We start from the raw sequence: 19644 nt of genomic DNA, 5'->3' as shown, positions 1-19644 counted from the left end.
TGAGCTTTATCAACAGATGCCGCGAATAAATACTTTTACTGGTATACTGCGTGCCTTGCATTTCGATGCCGGTTCATCTGGAGCAGGCATTGAGTGATTTGTTTTTAAATCATATGGTTAGAGATATGAAACATACTGTAGAAGTCATGATCCCTGAAGCGGAGATCAAAGCGCGTATTGCCGAACTGGGTCGTCAGATTACTGAACGTTATAAAGACAGCGGCAGTGAAATGGTGCTGGTGGGTCTGCTGCGGGGGTCATTCATGTTTATGGCGGACCTGTGCCGTGAAGTGCAGGTATCTCATGAAGTCGATTTTATGACCGCCTCCAGCTACGGTAGCGGCATGTCTACTACCCGAGACGTGAAAATCCTCAAAGACCTGGACGAAGATATTCGCGGCAAAGACGTGCTGATTGTGGAAGATATTATTGATTCCGGGAATACGCTGTCGAAAGTGCGCGAGATCCTGGGGCTGCGCGAACCGAAATCGCTGGCGATCTGCACTCTGCTGGATAAACCCTCTCGTCGTGAAGTGAACGTGCCGGTGGAATTTATCGGTTTTTCGATTCCGGATGAGTTCGTGGTGGGCTATGGCATCGATTACGCGCAGCGTTATCGCCATCTGCCGTATGTCGGTAAAGTGGTTCTGCTGGACGAGTAAGCGAAGACATGCCGGATGGCGTTGCCGCCCGGCATGGTCAATTAGCGGTGATTGATGTGTTTCTTACTGAGGTTAGACACGCCCTGACGATACCGCTGTTCCAGCGACTCGCGGTTGGTGGCCGTCACTTCCAGATCGCGCAGCAACCCGTCGTGAATACCGTACGCCCAGCCGTGAATCGTCACTTTCTGACCGCGCTTCCACGCCGACTGCATGATGGTGGAATGGCCCAGGTTGTACACCTGTTCCATTACGTTCAGCTCACACAAGGTGTCCATCCGACGCTCCTGCGGCATTTCACCGAGCAATGAGCTATGTTTGAACCAGATATCGCGGATGTGCAGCAGCCAGTTGTTGATTAAACCCAGTTCCGGGTTTTCAACCGCCGCCTGCACGCCGCCACATCCGTAGTGGCCGCAGATAATAATGTGTTCAACTTCCAGCACATCGACGGCATACTGCACCACAGAGAGGCAGTTGAGATCGGTGTGGATGACCAGGTTGGCCACATTACGGTGAACAAATAATTCGCCCGGCTCGAGTCCGGTTAAACGTTCTGCGGGAACGCGACTGTCGGAACATCCAATCCATAGAAAGCGCGGTTTCTGCGCTTGCGCCAGTTTCTCAAAAAATCCGGGATCCTCTTCCACCAGCATTTTTGACCATAGTGCATTGTTGCTGATGAGTGTATCTATGTCTTTCATGGAGGTTAACGACCTGTAACCAAATAAGTGCGTTGGGCTAATATAGGGCAACTCCGCGATTATTTAAACCACATATAAAGTGTAAGAACGTAAGGTAAGTAAAAATTTATGACCATTGCACTGGAACTTCAACAACTTAAAAAAACGTATCCGGGGGGCGTTCAGGCGCTGCGCGGTATCGATTTGCAGGTCGAAGCGGGTGATTTTTATGCGCTTCTGGGACCAAACGGGGCAGGAAAGTCGACCACCATCGGCATCATCAGTTCGCTTGTTAACAAAACGTCCGGGCGCGTTAGCGTGTTTGGCTACGATCTTGAAAAAGATATTGTCAACGCCAAACGCCAGCTGGGACTGGTGCCGCAGGAGTTTAACTTCAACCCTTTTGAGACGGTGCAGCAAATTGTCGTGAATCAGGCGGGGTACTACGGCGTCGAACGTAAAGAAGCGGTCGAGCGCAGCGAAAAGTATCTGAAACAGCTCGATTTATGGGAGAAGCGTAACGAACGCGCGCGGATGTTATCCGGCGGGATGAAGCGTCGCCTGATGATCGCCCGCGCCCTGATGCATGAGCCAAAACTGTTGATTCTTGATGAGCCAACCGCCGGGGTGGATATTGAGCTTCGCCGCTCAATGTGGGGTTTTTTGAAGGATTTAAACGACAAAGGCACCACGATCATTCTCACCACCCACTATCTGGAAGAAGCGGAAATGCTCTGCCGCAACATCGGTATTATTCAGCATGGCGAGCTGGTGGAAAACACCTCAATGAAGACTCTGTTGTCGAAGTTGAAATCCGAAACCTTCATTCTTGACCTGGCGCCGAAAAGCCCGCTGCCAAAGCTGAACGGCTATCAGTACCGGCTGGTGGATACCTCCACGCTGGAAGTGGAAGTCCTGCGCGAACAGGGGATCAACAGCGTGTTCAGCCAGCTCAGCGAGCAGGGCATTCAGGTATTGAGCATGCGTAACAAAGCGAACCGCCTTGAGGAGCTGTTTGTGTCACTGGTTCATGAAAAACAAGGAGATCGCGCATGATGCAGCTTTACTGGGTCGCGCTGAAAAGTATCTGGGCGAAAGAAATTCATCGCTTCATGCGCATCTGGGTGCAGACACTGGTGCCGCCCGTTATCACCATGACGCTGTATTTTATTATTTTTGGTAACCTGATCGGTTCGCGAATCGGCGAAATGCATGGCTTCAGCTACATGCAGTTTATCGTGCCGGGCCTGATCATGATGGCGGTCATTACCAACGCTTACGCGAACGTTGCCTCTTCGTTCTTCAGCGCCAAGTTTCAGCGCAACATCGAAGAACTGCTGGTGGCGCCGGTGCCTACCCACGTCATCATCGCCGGGTTTGTCGGCGGCGGCGTGGCGCGTGGTTTATGCGTGGGTATTCTGGTGACGGCGATTTCGCTGTTCTTCGTGCCCTTTCAGGTGCATTCGTGGGTATTTGTCGCGCTGACGCTGGTGCTGACCGCAGTACTGTTTTCGCTGGCGGGTCTGCTTAACGCCGTGTTTGCAAAAACCTTCGACGATATCAGCCTGATCCCAACCTTCGTGCTGACGCCGCTGACCTATCTGGGCGGGGTGTTCTACTCCCTGACGCTGCTGCCGCCGTTCTGGCAGGGGCTGTCGCATCTGAACCCTATCGTCTACATGATCAGCGGCTTCCGCTACGGTTTCCTCGGCATTCACGATGTGCCGCTGGTGACTACGTTCGGTGTGCTGGTAGTGTTTATCGTCGCGTTTTATCTGCTTTGCTGGACGCTGATCCAGCGCGGTCGCGGCCTGCGTAGCTAATGGCCTCATTCCCCTCTCCGTTCGGGGAGGGGATAACATTTGACCGCTGTCATCATTCTCTATTTATCACCCTGATAAACTACTTGCCTGCTAAGGAGGCAAACAATGTTAGGCTGGGTGATTACCTGTCATGACGATAAAGCAGAGGAACTGCTGGAGCGTCTGGAAACGAAATATGGCCCACTGGCGCAATGCCGGGCGGTGAATTTCTGGCGCGGTCTGAGCGCCAACATGCTGAGCAGGATGTTGTGCGATGCGCTGCACGAAACGGATACCGGCGACGGCGTCATCTTTTTAACCGATACGTCTGGTGCTGCGCCGTATCGGGTGGCGTCACTGATGAGCCACAAACATCCCCGCTGTGAAGTCATTTCCGGCATCCATTTTCCCTTGCTGGAGCAGATGCTCCCCTTCCGCGCAACGATGAGCAGCGAGGCGTTTCGCCATCATATTGTGTCGCGTGGCGCGCCGGAGGTAACCAGTCTCTGGCATCAGCAGCAAAAGAATCCACCGTTTGTGCTGTTGCACGATCTGTATGACTGCTAGCGCCTGACGGGACAGGCGCTGGGGCATTTTGATCACTGAGATGAATTGATACAATCCTCGCGTTGTCTCTTTCCCGGTTCGTGTCATGAAAAAATACCTTCTCTTTCTGCTGCTGTGTGTCTCTACAGTCGTCAGCGCGGCGTTGCCTGCCCGTTATATGCAAACCACCGAAGATGCGGCGATCTGGGCGCAGATTGGCGACAAAATGATAACGGTGGGGAACATTCGCGCCGGGCAAATCCTTGCGGTCATCCCCGTGGCGGCTGACTATTATGAATTTTCATTTGGCTTTGGAACCGGCTTTATCGATAAAGGGCACCTGGCGCCGGTACAGGGCAAACAGCGGGTTGAAGACAGCTTAGGCGATCTCAATAAGCCACTCAGTAACCAAAACCTGGTGACCTGGAAAGCGACGCCCGTTTACAACGCCCCGAATGTGGGCAGCGCGCCGTTTGGCGTGCTGGCGGAAAACTTACGTTATCCCGTCATCAGTAAGCTGAAGGATCGGCTTAACCAGACCTGGTATCAAATCCGCATTGGCGAGCGGCTGGCCTGGATAAGCGCGCTGGATGCCCAGGAGGACAAGGGGCTGCCGGTGCTCACTTACCACCACATTCTGCGTGATGAAGAAAACACCCGCTTTCGTCATACTTCGACAACCACCAGCGTGCGGGCATTCAGTAACCAGATGACCTGGCTGCGGGACCAGGGTTACGCCACGCTGACGATGGCGCAGCTTGAAGGGTATGTGCGCAATAAAATGAACCTGCCCGGGAAGGCGGTGGTCATTACCTTTGATGACGGTCTCAAGTCCGTCAGCCGCTATGCGTATCCGGTGTTGAAGCAGTACGGCATGAAGGCCACCGCGTTCATTATCACCTCGCGCATAAAAGGTCGACCGCAGAAGTGGGATCCACGTTCGCTACAGTTTATGAGTGTTTCCGAGCTTAACCACATCCGTGATGTTTTTGACCTTCAGTCGCATACCCACTTTTTGCATCGGGTTGATGGCTATCGTCATCCCATTCTGTTAAGCCGCAGCCACCATAATATTCTGTTTGATTTCAAACGTTCACGCCGGGCGCTGGCGCAGTTTACGCCGCAGGTGCGTTACCTTTCGTATCCGTTTGGCGGTTATAACGCGACGGCGGTTAAGGTCGCGAAAGACGCCGGATTTCATCTGGCGGTGACGACGGTAAAAGGGAAGGTTAAGTGTGGGGAGGTGATCGTTTCTGCATGGTAGTTATGTGGGGAAAGAAAGTCGATGGGGTCAGGAATGACGGGGGTTGCGAGGCGCGGTGAGGATTCCGCACAGCTCGACAGAAAATGATAGATTATGAGAAATAATGCGCTAAATTTTGCACTAGTTTGAGAGCAATGAAATCGATATTAAACGTTTTTTAATACTATTAAATAACCCGCCCATACCAAACCACTTTACCCACAATACAGAAATCCGATGGGACATTGTTAAGGTCAATGTTGAACGGCTTGTAAACCGGATTTGTGCTCGTAACAATGAGCTGCGCTCCTGGTAAGCGCTGCACTCGTTTTACGATTAATTGTCCATCGAGTCGCAATACATAGATTCCCTCCCTTGGTTCCCGATCACCATGATTTACAAGGATGATATCTTTGTCGTTCAGGACGCCTTCCATTGAGTCACCTTGCACGCTGATAACAGACAGCTGTTTGGGATCTGCCTTCAAATGATTAACCACCCAATACCGTCTAAACGATACCGTGAACATAGGCGTTTCATCATCATTCCAAGCACCATAGCCCGCAGACGCAGCCACATTATAGCGCGGCACAAAAATGAACTCTTCTAAATCAACTTCATTTCCATGCACATCATTTATGGCTGTAGTTGGTGGAGTTGCAGGCCTTGAAATTACATTGGTACCAGTACTGCTCTGCTCACCCGTCGCAAGCCATTCGATGCTCACTCCAGCTGTACGAGCCAGCACTACTAAGTTGTCCAGTGTTGGTTGTGTGTGGCCAGCAAAGTACTTATGCATCGCCCCATAACTAATCCCGCAATCAGCCGCAAATTGACGAATGCTCTTGCCGTCTATCGCTTTCCGCAACCTGTCGCTAAAAGTGGTTCCTTTTTGATTATCACTTAAAGGAACTTTTGGGCCGTTTTCGTTCTGCGGATCCTTTTCTGTATAACTCATTGATTCCTCCAGTATTAGATGTGTACTCACGATAGTTGTCATTTAAGTCACAAAAGGAACCAGCAAAGGCTTGTAATTTTCCTTTTAGTGATCAATACTGCTATTACAGTGTGTAAGACAGATGAGTTATTACTATGTATAAACGAGTAGAATCTCAGAAAACATCAACAAATGGAATCACTTCTTGTGATTGGCATCGTGCTGACATCATTGCAGAGTTACGCAAGAAAGGGACCACCCTGGCTGGTTTATCCCGTAACGCTGGTTTAAATGCCCGCACTCTCAATAACGCTTTAGACCGAAAATACCCTAAGGGTGAGCGCATTATCGCTTCTGCAATAGGCGTTGAACCGTCTGTTATCTGGCCTTCAAGATATTGTGAGGTGCTGTGATGTGGTCGACGGTATCTGAGTTAGCCGGATGTGCTGGCGTACCAGCAACTGAGAGAGGTTGTCGGAAATTTTTGGACAATCTTGCATCCAAGAATCCATCAATGAGAAGAAAACGCACCGGTACAAAAGCGTTTGAATACCACATTGATTCGTTACCGATTGTGACTCAGGAAGAATTAAAGAACCGTTATTACAAAGAAATATTATCAACTCAACAGGTAAGTACAAAAGAAACCAAAATCAGTTCGAATAGAGGTTCATCTGATAACGGTAAACTTTCTCTGATTCGCCAGTGCCCGGCTCTTCTTGAACGTGAGGTGGGCTCTCTGACTGATAAGCAGAAAGAGATCGCCGATGCCCGTGCCACATTGGCGATGTATGTTGAAAAACTGCGCGATGCCGGGATGTCCCGTACCGCAGCGGTTAACTACATCTCTATCGAGTCCCGTAAAGGTACACTGCCTGCACATCTGCTTAAGGCTGCTGGGATGGCCAATGCCCGCAAAGGCTCCAGCCGTGCCGGTGTTGGTACCCGTAGCCTCCAGGAATGGCTGACCATTTTTGAATCCACAAAGCCTGGCGTTGAGCGCATGGCCATGCTGGCCCCCGGTCATCTTAAAGCGAAGAAGCCTGAGCAGATTACCTGGCTTCCGGCGTTCCTTGCTCACTGGCGTAACCGTAAAGGCCCAAGTCTGCGCGAGGCATACGGGGATTTCCAGGACGAGTGGTCTGTTATCTATGCTGACCAGCCTGCAATGGCTGCTGCATGCCCCTCTTATGATGCCGTTCGTCGTGCCATGGAGAAGCTGCCGCGCCGTGAGAAAGCCCGTGGCCGTGTAAGTGGTTCTGCTGCGCTGGCTTATGAATGCTTCCAGAAGCGTGACTGGTCCCTTATGCCGGTTAATGGCTGCTGGATTGCGGATGGTAAATCCCTTGAGATGAAAGTGGCACACCCTGACCATGGCCGCCCGTTCACTCCAGAGCTGACGTTAATTATTGATGGCCGGACACGCTTTATTACGGGCTGGAGCCTGGCACTTTCAGAAAGCGTTATTGCTGTTGCTGATGCCTACCGTTACGCCATGCGTCATTTCGGCAAACCGTTATTTGTGTATTCCGATAACGGCGGCGGTGAAACAAACAAAACGCTTGATGCCGATGTGACGGGTATTTTCAGCCGCCTTGGCATTGAGCACCCGACCAGCATACCGGGGCGTCCTCAGTCTCGCGGCATCATCGAACGGCTTAACAAAGGGGTTCCCCGCCGTGTGGCCATGCAGTTCGATACGTTCAGCGGCGACAGTGCTGACCGGGAGCATGCCCGCATCACATCGCGTGCTATCCAGTCAGCCATCAAGGCGCAGGAGAACGGGCGAGAGCTGACGCCTGTACAGCGTAATGCCCTGGGTAAATTGCCCTCCTGGCAGCAGCTGCTTGACGCAATCGCCAGCGAAGTTGACGCATACAACAACACGCATGAACACCGCGAGCTTCCAAAACGTAACGGGCGACACATGACTCCGGCTGCCTATCGTCGGGCCGTTCTCGAAGCTGAAGGTGACGATATTGAATATCTGACTGATGTTGAGCTGCGTGAAGCCTTTATGCCGGAGATGGTGCGTACCGCTCAGCGTGGCTGGTTGCGTCTGTTTAACAACGACTACTTCTCTGAAGAATTGATCCAGGTGGATAGCGAAGAGGTTCGCGTGGCTTTCGATATTCACGATCCCTCTTCCGTTATCGTTCGCCGGATGGATGGTACCTACGTCTGTACTGCGATCTGGAACGGTAATAAACGTGCCGCAATTCCAGTGAGTGCAATGGATGTGGCTGTTGAGAAACGTCGTCAGCGCCGCCTCAACCGTATTGAAGACAAACGCCAGGAAATTGAGGCAGAGGGCCGCTCTGTATTACCGGGCCAGCGCTTCGACGATCTGGGGAGCTTTATCCCGGCTGAATTCAGCCGGATTACGGAAGAAGAACATTATTTCTTCCTCGAAACCGACCGTGATGAATATCTGAAAAAAACCGGTAATACCCGGTAAGTGAGAGACATATGAGCCTACAAACAGAACTGAATGAACTTATGTCCCGCAAGGGTTACAGCCAGACACAGGTAGCCCGCGCTTTTGGTAAAAGCCCGGCAGTGGTTAATCAGTACCTGCAGGGAAAATATCAGGGTGATGTGGACAGCATCGACGAGCTGGCCCGCAGCTTCATTGCCCGCGAAGCCGACAAGGAAAAATCGCGTCGAATCACGCCGCGCTATATCCCAACCGTGACCTCCCGTAAGGGGATTGAGGTCATTCGCCTGGCACACCTGGATGGTGAGATCAACGTTCTCTATGGTGCTGCTGGCCTGGGTAAAACCATGATTTTGCGCGAATACGCGTCCAGACATCGTGATGCGCTGCTGATAGAGGCCGACCCCGGTTATACCGCCCGTGTTGTGCTCGAAGAGCTTTGTGGACTGCTTGGCCTCAGCAAACGCGGCAATATGCATGAACTCAGCGAAGCCTGCATTGCTGCCCTGCGTGATTCAGGTCGCCTCCTGATGGTCGATGAGGCGGAGAATCTTCCATACCGTGCGCTGGAAACACTGCGCCGCATCCATGACAAAGCCGGTATCGGTGTCGTTCTGGCCGGGATGCCCCGCCTCATTATCAACCTTAAAGGCAAGCGCGGTGAATATCAGCAGCTTTTCAGCCGCGTGGGTCTGGCGCTCAACATCGGCGAATCCCTGCCGCAGGCCGATATCAGCGATATCGCGATCAGTATGCTGCCGGATGCTGAGAACCCTGATGTATCTGAGGCGCTATTCCGGGCGAGCAACGGCAACGCCAGACGTCTTTTCAAACTGGTGCGCGGTGTCAGCCGCCACAGCGATATCAGTGGTAATGCAGTCAGCGCAGGCGCTGTCCGCAAGTTCGCAGAAATGCTCATTAACTGAGGATTTAACTATGGCCAGAACGTCAGGAAATACCGACAACGCAGGCGTTATCTCTGCGTTGATCCGGGCAGAAACGCTGATTTTATTTCTGTCAGCACAGGGAGTTCAGGTGAAAAGCGTATCCCTGCGCAACACACAGCCGGTCATTCGTATCGTGCGCCATGCATGGTGCGAGCGGATGAAAAAAGAAGGTCTGGCGCGATTTGATATTACCGGCAATGACCGCCACGGGCGCTTTCGCCAGGGTGTATATCAGGATGAAAGCGGGTGTCGGGTGGTCTGGTCTGAATCACTTCATTAAGCAGAGGGATATATGGCAAAGATTGTTATTGAAATAAAAGACAAATCTCGCGGTTTTGAAGTCGGTTGCAGGGTTATCCCTGATGACGGCGACAGCGATATCGTCAGCAAAGTGGCTGACAAAGTGGGTAAAGGTCTGGCTGGTCATGTGCTGGCAAAGGTTAACGAAGCAGTTAAGAAAGTAGCGCGTCAATTTAAGGAGAGTAAAAATGTCCACTGAAAACAAGCAATTCACTGAAAAAACAGCGCCAGAGGGTTACTGGATTGACGCCAAGGGCGTACTGACCCCTGTCAGTCTGATTAAAGATACCGACCAGATGCGTGACGATCTGGTGCGTAGCATCGTCGAAAAAGCGACAGCCCTGAGTGCTGCACTGGCAGAGTTCAAGCTTAGCGGCTTTTCCGATATCGGAGCCTTCGTTGATATCTCCGCCAGTCAGTACGGCGTCAGCCTGGGCGGCAAAAAAGGTAACGTCACGCTCTACAGCTATGATGGCCGCTATAAGGTTCAGCGTGCCATGCAGGACCGTATCGCATTTGACGAGCGCCTGCAGGCTGCTAAATCGCTGATTGATGAATGTCTGGCAGACTGGACCGAGAATGCCCGCCCGGAAATTCGCGCCATCATCACCCGTGCATTCCAGGCGGAAAAAGAAGGTGAAGTTAACACCGGCGCGGTTCTGGCATTGCGCCGCCTCGATATTACAGACGTTCGCTGGGTCAAGGCGATGGAGGCTATCGGCGAGGCCGTTCAGGTTGTCGGAAGCCGCTCTTATATCCGTGTTTATGAGCGCGTTGGTGAAAGCGATCAGTATCGCGCAATTCCTCTCGATATCGCTGGCGTGGGGGTGTGAGATGGCCATTCTGTTTGATCGTGCTAAATCGGGCAAACCATGCAGCCCCTTCATGTCGTACGCAACCAGCGCTGTCATTGCCGAACAGAACGGCGAGTTTCAGCGAGCGGCGGAATCATGGAAACAGGCATTCAGTCTGGCAAAAATGGAGGTGAACTCCATTTATGCGGCTTCGCGTATGGAGTTCTGCCGCCACGCTGCGCATCGCGGCTGGGGAGTACCGTATGAAAGCTAAAGATTTCAATGCCCTTTACCCTACAGGCAGCACCTTCATTTACCAGCCGAGCCAGTTTTTACGTGGCGGCAGAGTTGTAAGAACGGTAGATGCAGCACGCGACCTTAAGGATATAACCGTAGTTGAAATTAATCAGGAGCCTTATTTCGCGAATATTAAATCGCTGAAACCCGTGAACTGATTTTAACCGTAATTTAAATCACTTTTAAAAATGGCGTAAACCCGCAGGGGCTGGCTTACGCCAAATTCAGGAGTCGAACAATGGAAAATAAAGAGAAATATATCCAGAGAATTAAAAAGCTGCTCGCGATGGCGCGTAATAACTCCAGCGCCGAAGAAGCCGCACTTGCCCTCCGCCGTGCTCAGCGTCTGATGGAAACCCACAAGCTGACTGAAGCTGATGCTGATTTGATGGATATCAATGAAGCATCGACCCAGAAAGCGCCATCTCATGCTGAGAAGATGCCGGAATATATGGCAATACTGGCAGAGATGGTCGCCCGCGTTTTTGGCGTGAAGTTTTACACCAGCCATGGTACTGAGCAGTGGGGCAAGCCAGCAAAACGCACCATACACTATTACGGCCCCGACGAACGCCCTCAGATAGCGGCATATTCATTCGAAGTTCTGGGTAAGCAACTGGCGAAAGCCCGCCGTGATTACCTCTCCACATTACGCAAGAGCATCAAACAGGCCACAAAAGTTGCCCGCGCCGATACCTTCTGCTCCGCCTGGGTCAACGGTGCTTATGCCGTTGTCAGTGATTTCGCCGTTACGGAGGCGGAGACAACGCTGATGGAGTGTTACCGCAGCAGGAAATTAAGCGAAGGCATGAAAAAGCTGGAACCGCGCAAACCCGGCAAAGCCAGGGGAACGGATAAGGCGGAAAACGAAGGATACCTGGCTGGCCGCAATGCGCAGCTGCATCACGCGGTAAGCAGTTCAGCTAATAATTGTGAACAGATCGGAGTGACAAAATGAAAACCTCACCTCAACTGGAAACATCACCAGTCAAAGAACTCGTGCGGGCTGGCCACGAATTAGCAGCGGCAATGGGTGCTGATACCCCGATTATTGAGATAGCAAAACTGGTAAGTCGTCTGGCCACTGAGCTGGATGTGCAGTCAGCGATGGTACGGCAATTAACTGCATCGTCGGCCATTACCGACATCATCGTTGAACGTTTGCGGCAGCAGAGCGATGAAGGCTGGACGCCGAAAAACGACGATATATACAAGCCAGGAACCTTATCAACGGCAGCAGCCTGCTATGCAGCCAGGGCATTCAGCACACCAGCATACAAGGCGACAATCCCCCAGGCCTGGCCATGGTCACCTGACTGGTGGAAACCAACGAACCCACGCCGCGATCTGGTGAAAGCTGGCGCACTCATCGCAGCAGAGATTGAGCGCATCGATCGCCCATCCGTGCAGATGAAGGAAGTGCAGCATGAAGACTGAACAGCATGTATTAACTGGCTTTATCCGTAATGTGTCCCGTCATCACATGAGCATTGAGCGTGATGATGGCCTGTACCGGCACCTGCGCTTTAAGAGTTCTGGAACAAATACATATTACTTCGATCTTGTGACTTGGCCAGGGTATCTGACCGTCACTGGTGACATGGGAACCTGGACGTTCAGCCGCATCACGGACATGTTTGAATTCTTTTCTTCCGAACATTTTGGGCGGCGCGAGAGCTTTCTTATCAACCCCGGATACTGGGCCGAGAAGTTCGAAGCTGGAGCCGGTGGCGGGAGATTCGATTCGCCCTGCTATGAGTTTGATGATGAAGGCTTCGACGAAGGGTTGCAGCAGTGGCTCGCGGTATATCTTGAAGACTGTGACGATGAGGACGACCGCGAACTGGCGATCGAGACCGTTCGTGAACTGAAAGGCAATGGGTTCCGGGAGAAGAACGACGCGTACTATGCGGTCGAATCCGCAACCTGGCCCGATAACGTAAGCGCCTGGGATTTGATGGATGGGATGTCTCTCCAGCGTTACAGCCATCATTATCTGTGGATCTGCCTTGCTATCGTCTGGGGTATTGAGCGATATCGCACATCAAAGCTGGTCGACAAAGCGATGGTGACTTTTCTGGCATTCAAACGTGTTGAAGGCGGTGCAGCATGAGCGAACAGCAGCGTAAACCTGTCGTTTTCATTGCGGGGCCGATGACCGGTTATCACAACTTTAACCGTGATGAATTCAACGCTGAGGCTCGCATCCTGGAAGAACGCGGCTTCACCGTTCTCAATCCGGCCATTCTTCCTGACGGCCTGCAGCATGAGCAGTACCTGCAAATTACATTGTCCATGCTTGAGCAGGCTGATGCTGTTTTCCTCCTGAACGGCTGGGAAAAGAGCACAGGCGCAACCAGGGAGTTTGATCGCGCCTGTGAGCTAGGCCTGCTGTTCCTTTACCAGGACTGGGAAAGCGTGTCGATTGCGGCCTATCGTAAACGCGGCCCGTCAATGGAGGTGGGTCATGCATAGCGTATCCGGTTGTAAGTTCCTGGATAACGGAAACCGCCGAGTCTGGTACTTCCGCGATAACAGCCAGGTTGTCGAGTTGTTGGCGGTGCCACTTAAGCTGCGGTTCAACTATTACGACGCCAGTAACCGTGCAGTACGCAATAAGGTTACTCAGGCTGATATGAAAAAGGCGATTGAATCTTTCAAGAAACTTCGGGGGATAAAGTGATGGATATAGCTTTAGTTCTCATATTTCTGGCGATGTATTTAACACTTGGCTGGTGTTGGGCATGCATCCTTGTCCGATTAGTGGGATTAGCTAATTTATCCCGCCAGAATTGCTGGTTTGCCTTTCTCTTATGGCCTTTGAGCATTATCGCGACCGATGCGAATCTGGAGGAAAACGATGAGACATCTCCTGAGAAATCTGACAGCAAAGACGTTTAACCAGCGCTTCCCCGTTGGCTCACAGTTCCATTATTACCAGACGCCCGGTGTATCGGAGCGGGAAATTGTAATAACCCGCTCAGCAGCCTGGCATATGCGCAATGGTCGTCTGGTAGTCAGGGTTGAAGGGAAAATCGGTGGTATATCCGTCAGCAAAATGGAACCTTTAAAGTAAGTCATTACAGCAGGCACTTCACTAAGTGCCTGCGATAATGGCAACCAACAGGAGAAATATTATGTCCACGCCAGCAAAACGAGGCCTTGTAGGGGCAATTAAAGCCGGTCAGGCATATCTTGGGTGGGATGATGTAACCTACCGTAGTGTTCTGTCTCGCTTATGCAACGGTAAAACATCATCCACTAAATGCACTCTCGACGAACTGCAGGTTGTCAGGGAATATATGCATGATAAGGGCTTTCCTCGCTACTCGGCAAAACACGGTCGACGTCCAAAGGTTGCCAATACGCGCGAGTCAATTCTTGCTAAAATTCATGCATTACTTGCAGATGCAAAACGTCCGTGGAATTATGCCGAGAAAATGTGCGATCATATGTTCCACGTCAAATACATCGAGTGGTTGACGACAGAACAGTTAACCAAACTCATGCAGGCTCTCAGCATTGATGCGAGTCGGCGAAAAAAGCGGGAGCGTAATAATGAATCTGGAACAGGTAACGGAGCTGCTGCCATCAGCAGTGATACAAATAGCTGACCTGATAGGCTTCCCGGCGACCGAGCAGCTTCTTTCTGCTTTTGGTGGCACCACGTTCCCGATAGGTAAAGGCCTCCGCGCTATGGGGGCCAGCCGCGCAGCCCTCCTGCGCGATACTATCGGCGATGATAAAACCCAATTACTCATCAAGAATTTTGGCGGAGAAGTTCTCTATTTACCCCGCTGTGATCGTGCCCTTCGTGAATTACGTAACCGTCGCTTTCTCGCCGAGTTCGCCGAAGTGCGTGAACAAGGTTCATCCTCTCTTATGGCCATGACCTTTCTTTGCCCTAAGTATGGATTCAGCGATCGTTTTGGATGGCAGTTACTAAGCCAGCACAGACAAAACACATCAATCAATCAACAAGAACTTTTTTAAAAAGGTAATATACATGGAGTTTTTAATTGCTTTAATTATATTCGGTGCTTCTGTTGCTGTTTACAAAGATGCTATCGCCAATAACATTGCAAGACCTGCCCGTTGGGGGATTGGTTCAGCATTCATATTCTTCATCGTCATTCCATTGTATCTATTTAAAAGAAAAAAATTAATCGGAAGTGCATTATCAGAGTCGGATGATGCCAGTAGTGTTCAAGGCGGAAAAAATGTTAGCCCTTTATCAGTTTATGTCCTCATGTTCATTTTCGCATTTATTGCCCCAGTGATTAATTTTTACAAAGGTGATTTACCTGGCTGTGATTCATCCGATGTCCATTCTGTTCTTACCGAGTTGCTGAATGGAGAAAAATTCTCTGAACCCGCGCAAATGAGTTATGACCGGGTTAATGCGGTCAGACATTGTAACTTGACGGTTTCTGATAGAGTGTTTTCATATACAGTGAAATGGTACAGTGAAGAAAAAGATCAGTTTGTTGTACAGTTTGACAACTAATTCCACTGAACCCCTTCACCTGATTATTCACCTAACCCGATGAAATACTGACGCCATCCCTTTTTAACCGGATGGCGTTATGCTTTTAACACTCCCACAATTTCAGCGAGCGGCAGGCCTTTCGCCAGTGATGGCGCAACGCTGGTTTGAACCATTCAGTAAAGCCACCGCTGAATTCCAGATTAATACACCTGCCAGGCTTGCCGCCTTTATTGCTCAAACCGGCCACGAGAGCGCGGGCTTTAGTCGGCTCAGTGAAAATCTCTATTACTCAGATGCTGAGCGCGTGGCGCGTATTTTCCGCAGCGACTTCGATCTCAATAAGAATCGTATTATCGAGCCCGGCGAGATTGAATTTGCCCGCCGTTATACCCGTAACCCTGAAAAAATGGCGAATTATGTTTACGCAAATCAGGGTGGTAACGGTAATGAAGCATCAGGCGATGGCTGGCGCTTTCGCGGGCGTGGCCTGATTCAGATTACCCTGCGCAATAATTATCTCCTTTGTGGTAAGGCGCTTGGCCTCGATCTCATCGCTAATCCCGATTTGCTACTGGAGTATCTCAACGCAGCCCGCAGCGCTGCCTGGTACTGGAAGGCAAATGGCTGCAACGAGCTGGCGGACAAAGGCGATTTTCTGGCCATAACCCGTCGTATCAACCCTCCGGCTGAAGGTCAGGCTGACCGCGTGGCGCGGCTGAATGTCGCTAAGGCGGCGCTATGACGATCTCTCTGCGCGATCTGGTGACGAACCCGGCCACCGGTCGTCTTTCAACGTCAGATACCATCGTTTTTCTGGCCTTCCTGGTGAGTTCCTTCGTGCTGGTCTGGATCACCGTAACCCGTCCCGAAACACCTGGTGAGCTGTATTTCACCTATCTGGGCGCATGGGTGGCACAGAGCCAGGCATCAAAACACATGTCCATCAAACGAGCCAGAGAGGTGCGCGATGTGGGAAGCAGCCCAGAAAATCCTGAAGGTTAGCTGGAAACCGCTGCTCGTCGTCGTGGTGCTGGCAGGCAGCGGGATATGGTTTGGCACCTTCATCACAGGCAACAAGCTGGACGCTCAGGCGCTGGCCTTCAGCCAGGAGAAGCAACGCCTGACTGATGGTTTTAGTGAAAAAGAACGGCAGTGGGATCAGGAGCGGCTCAGCGCTGCGAATCAGTATGCATCTGACCTGAAGGCTGCACTTGATAAGCAGAACGCCTGGCAGCAGAAAGCGGATGCGCTGACCCGCGAGCTGGCTGAAAAACAAAAGGCACATGACGAGGCTGTTCGCGATCTTAAAAAGAGGCTTAAAGATGCACTTGATAAAGATGGTCCCGGTTATACCGGCATTGGTCCTGGCGGCCTGCAGCTCTTCCGTGAAGCCTTCGGCTACCCCGGAACCGAAGGCCTCCCCGCTGGTCAGCATCTGCCAGCCACCGCCAGCAGCACTTCTGGTCATTCCGTCCAGGCCACAGGCACCGGTGGCGGACTCTCCCCCACGGGAATAGTGTCGTTTTCAGCGGAATACGGCGCATGGTGCCAGCTCCTTGAGGGCAGGCTGCAGGCAATAAACGAGTATTACAGGAAGTGAAAAACATTATGACTCTTGATATGGCCTTTCAGATTGCGCTGGCGCTGGCAGCGACCTTCGGCACCATCTGGATACGTCGTCTGCAAAAAGACATCACCGACCTGGAAAAGGCAGTTGATCGCATCCGGGATGAATACCAGCGCCGTGAGGATGCCAAAAGTAACTACACCGCAATGATGGATGCGATGAGGGAGCTGCGAGCGGCTATCGAGCGCATTGATAACAAACTGGACAGGAAACAGGACAAATGAAAGCCAGACACAAGCGCCGAACCCGCCGCGCGACAATCAGCCAGAGCGAACAGGAAACGCTGAGCCGGATTTCAGCTCAGCTCGACCGCCTGCAGGCACCCGTCAGCCCGGACATTCTGGGCGGGATTAATGACAAGCTTAGCCGGATTGATGTTCGTCTCACTACCATCAGCGACGATGCCGCTCGCCGTGGTGCCTCTGCCGGTGCGATTACAGGTGGTATCGCGGGCGGCGTCATCACGGTAGCCATTCTGCTCATTCGCGCAAAACTGGAGCTGTGATATGGCGCATCCGCAGGAAACACGGGAAAAACTGCGACGATCTTATATCTTCGGCCAGATGTCGCTCGAAATCGCCTCCGCTCAGGCTGGAGTGGCATTTGCGACAGCTCGCCGCTGGAAGAAGGAAGCACAGGACGCTGGCGATGACTGGGACAAGTTACGCGCCGCTCACCTTATGGCCGGGAATGGTCTTGAGGAGATTGGCCGAGCCATTCTCACCGGGTTAATGACCCAGTATCAGACCACGCTGGAACTGCTGACAACCGAGTCTCAGCTCCCTCCGGGGGAACGCGTCGAGCTTCTGGCAAGCCTTGCCGATGCATTTAACAAAGCCGTCGCAGCAAACAAGAAAATACTGCCGGAGGTGAGTCAGCTGGCGGTGGCGCTGGATGTTATCCAGAAGCTCAGCGCATTTGTCGCCGAGCACTATCCGAAGCATCTGGCCGCGTTCGTGGAAATCCTTGAACCCTTCGGCAAGGAGATGGAGCAACACTATGGCTGACCAGTTAATCCGGGTTAACAGTGAAAATTATGTGATGGCCAGTGACGTGCTGGGTGTCCGTTTCGCGGGCGGTAGAAACGTAACCGTCGCGACGTCGACAGGTTGCTACAGCCTCGATGTTGATCGAGATAAAACCGGCATCGAGTCGATGAACCGCTTCATCAGTGAGGTTAATAAAGCCCTCCGCAACCACCATTAACAGGCTGTTAAAGGCAAATTAATCATGGCCAGAACTAAGTTATCCAGCAAAGATTTTCTTGCCGAACTGGCGGAACTCTCCGCCAGTCTGCGTCGCACCATTGAAGCCGAAGATGTGGGCTTTGACCCCTCCGCTGCAGCTGTCGCTGCGCGTCGTGGCCTCGTTGCTGACCCTGTAACGGGGTTTGAATACTTTGTGCAGCATTATTTTCCGCACTATGTCCGCCATTCCGCCCGCAGTGAGCTGCATAACTATCTTTATAAGCGCCTGCCTGAAATCATCCAGGCCACGGGGAGCCAGAACGATGCAATAGCGGCTCCCCGTGGTGAAGCCAAATCCACCATCGTGAGTCAGCTTTTTGTCATCTGGTGCATTGTGCTGGCGCTCAAGCATTACCCGGTCATCATTATGGATTCCATCGACCAGGCCTATCCGATGCTGGAGGCGATAAAGGCGGAACTGCAGTTTAACCCCCGCCTGCTGATGGATTTCCCGGAAGCGACGGGCGGTGGCCGCGTCTGGCAGGCCGGGACCATCCTCACCCGCAACGACATTAAGGTTCAGGTCGCCGGTAGTGGCAAAAAGCTGCGTGGTCTGCGCCATGGCCCGTATCGTCCTGACCTGGCTGTGCTCGACGATATCGAGAATGATGAGCTGGTGCGTAACCCTGAGCAGCGCGACAAGCTCGATAACTGGCTCAAAAAAACCGTCCTGCCGCTCGGCGGCGCGGGGGCCAAATTCGATGTGGTGTATATCGGGACAATCCTGCACTACGATTCCGTGCTTTCCCGTACCCTTAAAAATCCGCTATGGACGCGGGCCCGGTTCAAAGCGCTTATCAGCTGGCCGCACAATATGTCGCTGTGGGATAAGTGGGAAGAAATCCTGCGCAACAACGACGAAGATGGTCAGATGCTGGCGCAGGCATACTACCGTGAGCATCAGGCTGAGATGGATGAAGGAGCCGTGGTGTCATGGGCTGCGCGTCCGCTTTATGCCCTGATGCTCATCCGTGCCCGTGATGGCCACAGTACCTTTGATGCGGAATATCAGAACGATCCCGTCAGCGGCGAAGATGCGCCATTTACCGGCTGCATTAACTTCTGGGTCAACCGCCTTAACGAGTGGCGCTTCTATGGCGCATGTGACCCGAGCCTGGGTAAACACGGCAACAGCCGTGACCCTTCTGCGTTACTGGTTGGCGGTTTCAACCGCTTTACCGGCATTCTGGACGTTGTTGAAGCGCGTATCCGAAAGCGTGTGCCGGACAAAATTATCTCTGACGTTATCGAGCTGCAGCGGGAATATAACTGCCTCGTCTGGGCGGTCGAGTCCGTCCAGTTCCAGGAGTTCCTGCGCACCGAACTGGTGAAGCGCTCCGCTGCGATGGGTATCCCCGTTCCTGCCAGAGCCGTCACGCCTTCGGTTGATAAGCTCCTGCGCATTGAGTCACTGCAGCCACATATGGCCAACGGCCTGATACGCCTGCACCCTTCGCAGACCACTCTCATCGACCAGCTCCGGCACTTCCCCAAAGCTGACCATGATGACGGGCCTGATGCCCTGCATATGCTCTGGATGCTGGCCGTTTCCGGCGCTGGCAATTTCGAATTTAAAGCTGTTCCCCGCCGTGGACATAGCGGGGACAGGTTCGGTCCTTCAGGAGGATTTTGA

General features: G+C 52.2%; 30 protein-coding genes and 1 pseudogene. 29 read left to right on the top strand and 2 right to left on the bottom strand.

Going from position 1 to position 19644, the window contains the following annotated elements; genetic code table 11:
• Positions 1–125 precede the first annotated feature (125 nt).
• Positions 126–662 (top strand): hypoxanthine phosphoribosyltransferase, encoded by a 537-nt coding sequence (gene hpt, locus APU02_RS16770; protein WP_042289964.1) that lies wholly within the window; start codon positions 126–128, stop codon positions 660–662.
• Between the two features lie 41 nt (positions 663–703).
• On the opposite strand, the gene can is transcribed toward hpt, so the two are convergent.
• Entirely contained in the window at positions 704–1366 is a 663-nt protein-coding gene (gene can / locus APU02_RS16765; protein WP_042289961.1) for a carbonate dehydratase, read from the bottom strand.
• Between the two features lie 108 nt (positions 1367–1474).
• On the opposite strand from can, the gene APU02_RS16760 reads away from it, so the two are divergent.
• From APU02_RS16760 to APU02_RS16745, 4 genes and pseudogenes are all read left to right on the top strand, one after another.
• Positions 1475–2401 carry an ABC transporter ATP-binding protein gene (locus tag APU02_RS16760; RefSeq protein WP_042289958.1) on the top strand — a complete coding sequence of 309 codons (927 nt, stop codon included), beginning with the start codon at positions 1475–1477 and terminating at the stop codon, positions 2399–2401.
• The gene (locus APU02_RS16755; protein WP_042289957.1) at positions 2398–3168 is read left to right on the top strand and encodes an ABC transporter permease; all 771 of its coding nucleotides are present in this window, start codon (positions 2398–2400) and stop codon (positions 3166–3168) included. Before APU02_RS16760 ends, APU02_RS16755 begins: the two co-directional genes overlap by 4 nt.
• A 105-nt stretch (positions 3169–3273) precedes the next feature.
• Entirely contained in the window at positions 3274–3714 is a 441-nt protein-coding gene (locus tag APU02_RS16750) for a PTS sugar transporter subunit IIA (protein WP_042289954.1), read from the top strand.
• An 85-nt stretch (positions 3715–3799) separates the two neighbouring features.
• Positions 3800–4936: pseudogene (locus APU02_RS16745) on the top strand (polysaccharide deacetylase family protein); the annotation flags it as partial.
• 187 nt (positions 4937–5123) lie between these two features.
• Here APU02_RS16745 and APU02_RS16740 read toward each other — a convergent pair.
• Positions 5124–5894 carry a helix-turn-helix transcriptional regulator gene (locus tag APU02_RS16740; protein ID WP_060570710.1) on the bottom strand — a complete coding sequence of 257 codons (771 nt, stop codon included), beginning with the start codon at positions 5892–5894 and terminating at the stop codon, positions 5124–5126.
• A 134-nt stretch (positions 5895–6028) separates the two neighbouring features.
• On the opposite strand from APU02_RS16740, the gene APU02_RS16735 reads away from it, so the two are divergent.
• The 24 genes from APU02_RS16735 to terL all read left to right on the top strand — a co-directional run bounded on the left by APU02_RS16735 (position 6029) and on the right by terL (position 19644).
• The gene (locus tag APU02_RS16735) at positions 6029–6286 is read left to right on the top strand and encodes a helix-turn-helix transcriptional regulator (protein WP_023311692.1); all 258 of its coding nucleotides are present in this window, start codon (positions 6029–6031) and stop codon (positions 6284–6286) included.
• On the top strand, positions 6286–8331 hold the full coding sequence (locus APU02_RS16730; protein WP_060570709.1) for a Mu transposase C-terminal domain-containing protein: 2046 nt from the start codon (positions 6286–6288) through the stop codon (positions 8329–8331). The genes APU02_RS16735 and APU02_RS16730 overlap by 1 nt, the downstream gene beginning before the upstream one ends.
• A gap of 11 nt (positions 8332–8342) precedes the next feature.
• Complete coding sequence (locus APU02_RS16725) at positions 8343–9236, top strand: AAA family ATPase (protein WP_045261533.1); 894 nt, start codon at positions 8343–8345, stop codon at positions 9234–9236.
• 10 nt (positions 9237–9246) lie between these two features.
• Positions 9247–9537, top strand: a complete 291-nt coding sequence (locus tag APU02_RS16720) for a hypothetical protein (RefSeq protein ID WP_048977957.1) — start codon at positions 9247–9249, stop codon at positions 9535–9537.
• Between the two features lie 12 nt (positions 9538–9549).
• The gene (locus APU02_RS16715; protein ID WP_048703759.1) at positions 9550–9756 is read left to right on the top strand and encodes a hypothetical protein; all 207 of its coding nucleotides are present in this window, start codon (positions 9550–9552) and stop codon (positions 9754–9756) included.
• Complete coding sequence (locus APU02_RS16710) at positions 9746–10390, top strand: DUF3164 family protein (RefSeq protein ID WP_060570708.1); 645 nt, start codon at positions 9746–9748, stop codon at positions 10388–10390. The genes APU02_RS16715 and APU02_RS16710 overlap by 11 nt, the downstream gene beginning before the upstream one ends.
• Positions 10391–10442: 52 nt before the next feature.
• On the top strand, positions 10443–10625 hold the full coding sequence (locus APU02_RS16705) for an ANR family transcriptional regulator (protein ID WP_226852615.1): 183 nt from the start codon (positions 10443–10445) through the stop codon (positions 10623–10625).
• On the top strand, positions 10615–10806 hold the full coding sequence (locus APU02_RS16700; protein ID WP_060570706.1) for a hypothetical protein: 192 nt from the start codon (positions 10615–10617) through the stop codon (positions 10804–10806). The genes APU02_RS16705 and APU02_RS16700 overlap by 11 nt, the downstream gene beginning before the upstream one ends.
• Before the next feature lie 80 nt (positions 10807–10886).
• Positions 10887–11606: a DUF2786 domain-containing protein gene (locus APU02_RS16695; RefSeq protein ID WP_060570705.1), complete on the top strand. Its 720-nt coding sequence runs from the start codon at positions 10887–10889 to the stop codon at positions 11604–11606.
• The gene (locus APU02_RS16690) at positions 11603–12085 is read left to right on the top strand and encodes a hypothetical protein (protein ID WP_060570704.1); all 483 of its coding nucleotides are present in this window, start codon (positions 11603–11605) and stop codon (positions 12083–12085) included. Before APU02_RS16695 ends, APU02_RS16690 begins: the two co-directional genes overlap by 4 nt.
• Positions 12075–12761 carry a hypothetical protein gene (locus APU02_RS16685; RefSeq protein ID WP_060570703.1) on the top strand — a complete coding sequence of 229 codons (687 nt, stop codon included), beginning with the start codon at positions 12075–12077 and terminating at the stop codon, positions 12759–12761. The genes APU02_RS16690 and APU02_RS16685 overlap by 11 nt, the downstream gene beginning before the upstream one ends.
• The gene (locus APU02_RS16680; protein ID WP_060570702.1) at positions 12758–13123 is read left to right on the top strand and encodes a DUF4406 domain-containing protein; all 366 of its coding nucleotides are present in this window, start codon (positions 12758–12760) and stop codon (positions 13121–13123) included. Before APU02_RS16685 ends, APU02_RS16680 begins: the two co-directional genes overlap by 4 nt.
• Positions 13116–13331 (top strand): hypothetical protein, encoded by a 216-nt coding sequence (locus tag APU02_RS16675; protein ID WP_060570701.1) that lies wholly within the window; start codon positions 13116–13118, stop codon positions 13329–13331. The genes APU02_RS16680 and APU02_RS16675 overlap by 8 nt, the downstream gene beginning before the upstream one ends.
• Before the next feature lie 454 nt (positions 13332–13785).
• The gene (locus tag APU02_RS16665; protein WP_060570699.1) at positions 13786–14262 is read left to right on the top strand and encodes a regulatory protein GemA; all 477 of its coding nucleotides are present in this window, start codon (positions 13786–13788) and stop codon (positions 14260–14262) included.
• Positions 14207–14641 carry a Mor transcription activator family protein gene (locus APU02_RS16660; protein ID WP_060570698.1) on the top strand — a complete coding sequence of 145 codons (435 nt, stop codon included), beginning with the start codon at positions 14207–14209 and terminating at the stop codon, positions 14639–14641. The genes APU02_RS16665 and APU02_RS16660 overlap by 56 nt, the downstream gene beginning before the upstream one ends.
• Before the next feature lie 13 nt (positions 14642–14654).
• Complete coding sequence (locus tag APU02_RS16655) at positions 14655–15155, top strand: hypothetical protein (protein ID WP_060570697.1); 501 nt, start codon at positions 14655–14657, stop codon at positions 15153–15155.
• A gap of 79 nt (positions 15156–15234) precedes the next feature.
• Positions 15235–15879: a glycoside hydrolase family 19 protein gene (locus tag APU02_RS16650; RefSeq protein ID WP_060570696.1), complete on the top strand. Its 645-nt coding sequence runs from the start codon at positions 15235–15237 to the stop codon at positions 15877–15879.
• Positions 15876–16139, top strand: coding sequence for a DUF2644 domain-containing protein (locus APU02_RS16645; RefSeq protein ID WP_023063181.1), 264 nt, complete (start codon positions 15876–15878; stop codon positions 16137–16139). Before APU02_RS16650 ends, APU02_RS16645 begins: the two co-directional genes overlap by 4 nt.
• Positions 16105–16737, top strand: a complete 633-nt coding sequence (locus tag APU02_RS16640; RefSeq protein ID WP_060570695.1) for an OmpH family outer membrane protein — start codon at positions 16105–16107, stop codon at positions 16735–16737. Before APU02_RS16645 ends, APU02_RS16640 begins: the two co-directional genes overlap by 35 nt.
• Before the next feature lie 8 nt (positions 16738–16745).
• Complete coding sequence (locus tag APU02_RS16635) at positions 16746–16988, top strand: hypothetical protein (protein ID WP_000171281.1); 243 nt, start codon at positions 16746–16748, stop codon at positions 16986–16988.
• Positions 16985–17269 carry a hypothetical protein gene (locus tag APU02_RS16630; protein WP_021567611.1) on the top strand — a complete coding sequence of 95 codons (285 nt, stop codon included), beginning with the start codon at positions 16985–16987 and terminating at the stop codon, positions 17267–17269. The genes APU02_RS16635 and APU02_RS16630 overlap by 4 nt, the downstream gene beginning before the upstream one ends.
• A gap of 1 nt (position 17270) precedes the next feature.
• Positions 17271–17771, top strand: a complete 501-nt coding sequence (locus APU02_RS16625; protein WP_000941096.1) for a DUF1804 family protein — start codon at positions 17271–17273, stop codon at positions 17769–17771.
• Complete coding sequence (locus APU02_RS16620; protein WP_001568913.1) at positions 17764–17970, top strand: hypothetical protein; 207 nt, start codon at positions 17764–17766, stop codon at positions 17968–17970. Before APU02_RS16625 ends, APU02_RS16620 begins: the two co-directional genes overlap by 8 nt.
• Positions 17971–17994: 24 nt before the next feature.
• Positions 17995–19644 carry a phage terminase large subunit gene (terL, locus tag APU02_RS16615; RefSeq protein WP_047063502.1) on the top strand — a complete coding sequence of 550 codons (1650 nt, stop codon included), beginning with the start codon at positions 17995–17997 and terminating at the stop codon, positions 19642–19644.

The organism is Citrobacter sp. 50677481, from assembly GCF_001463265.1.
GTDB classification, from domain to species: domain Bacteria; phylum Pseudomonadota; class Gammaproteobacteria; order Enterobacterales; family Enterobacteriaceae; genus Citrobacter_A; species Citrobacter_A sedlakii.
The sequence above is the reverse complement of the archived record's forward strand: the minus strand, read 5'-3'. Positions and strand labels throughout refer to the sequence as shown.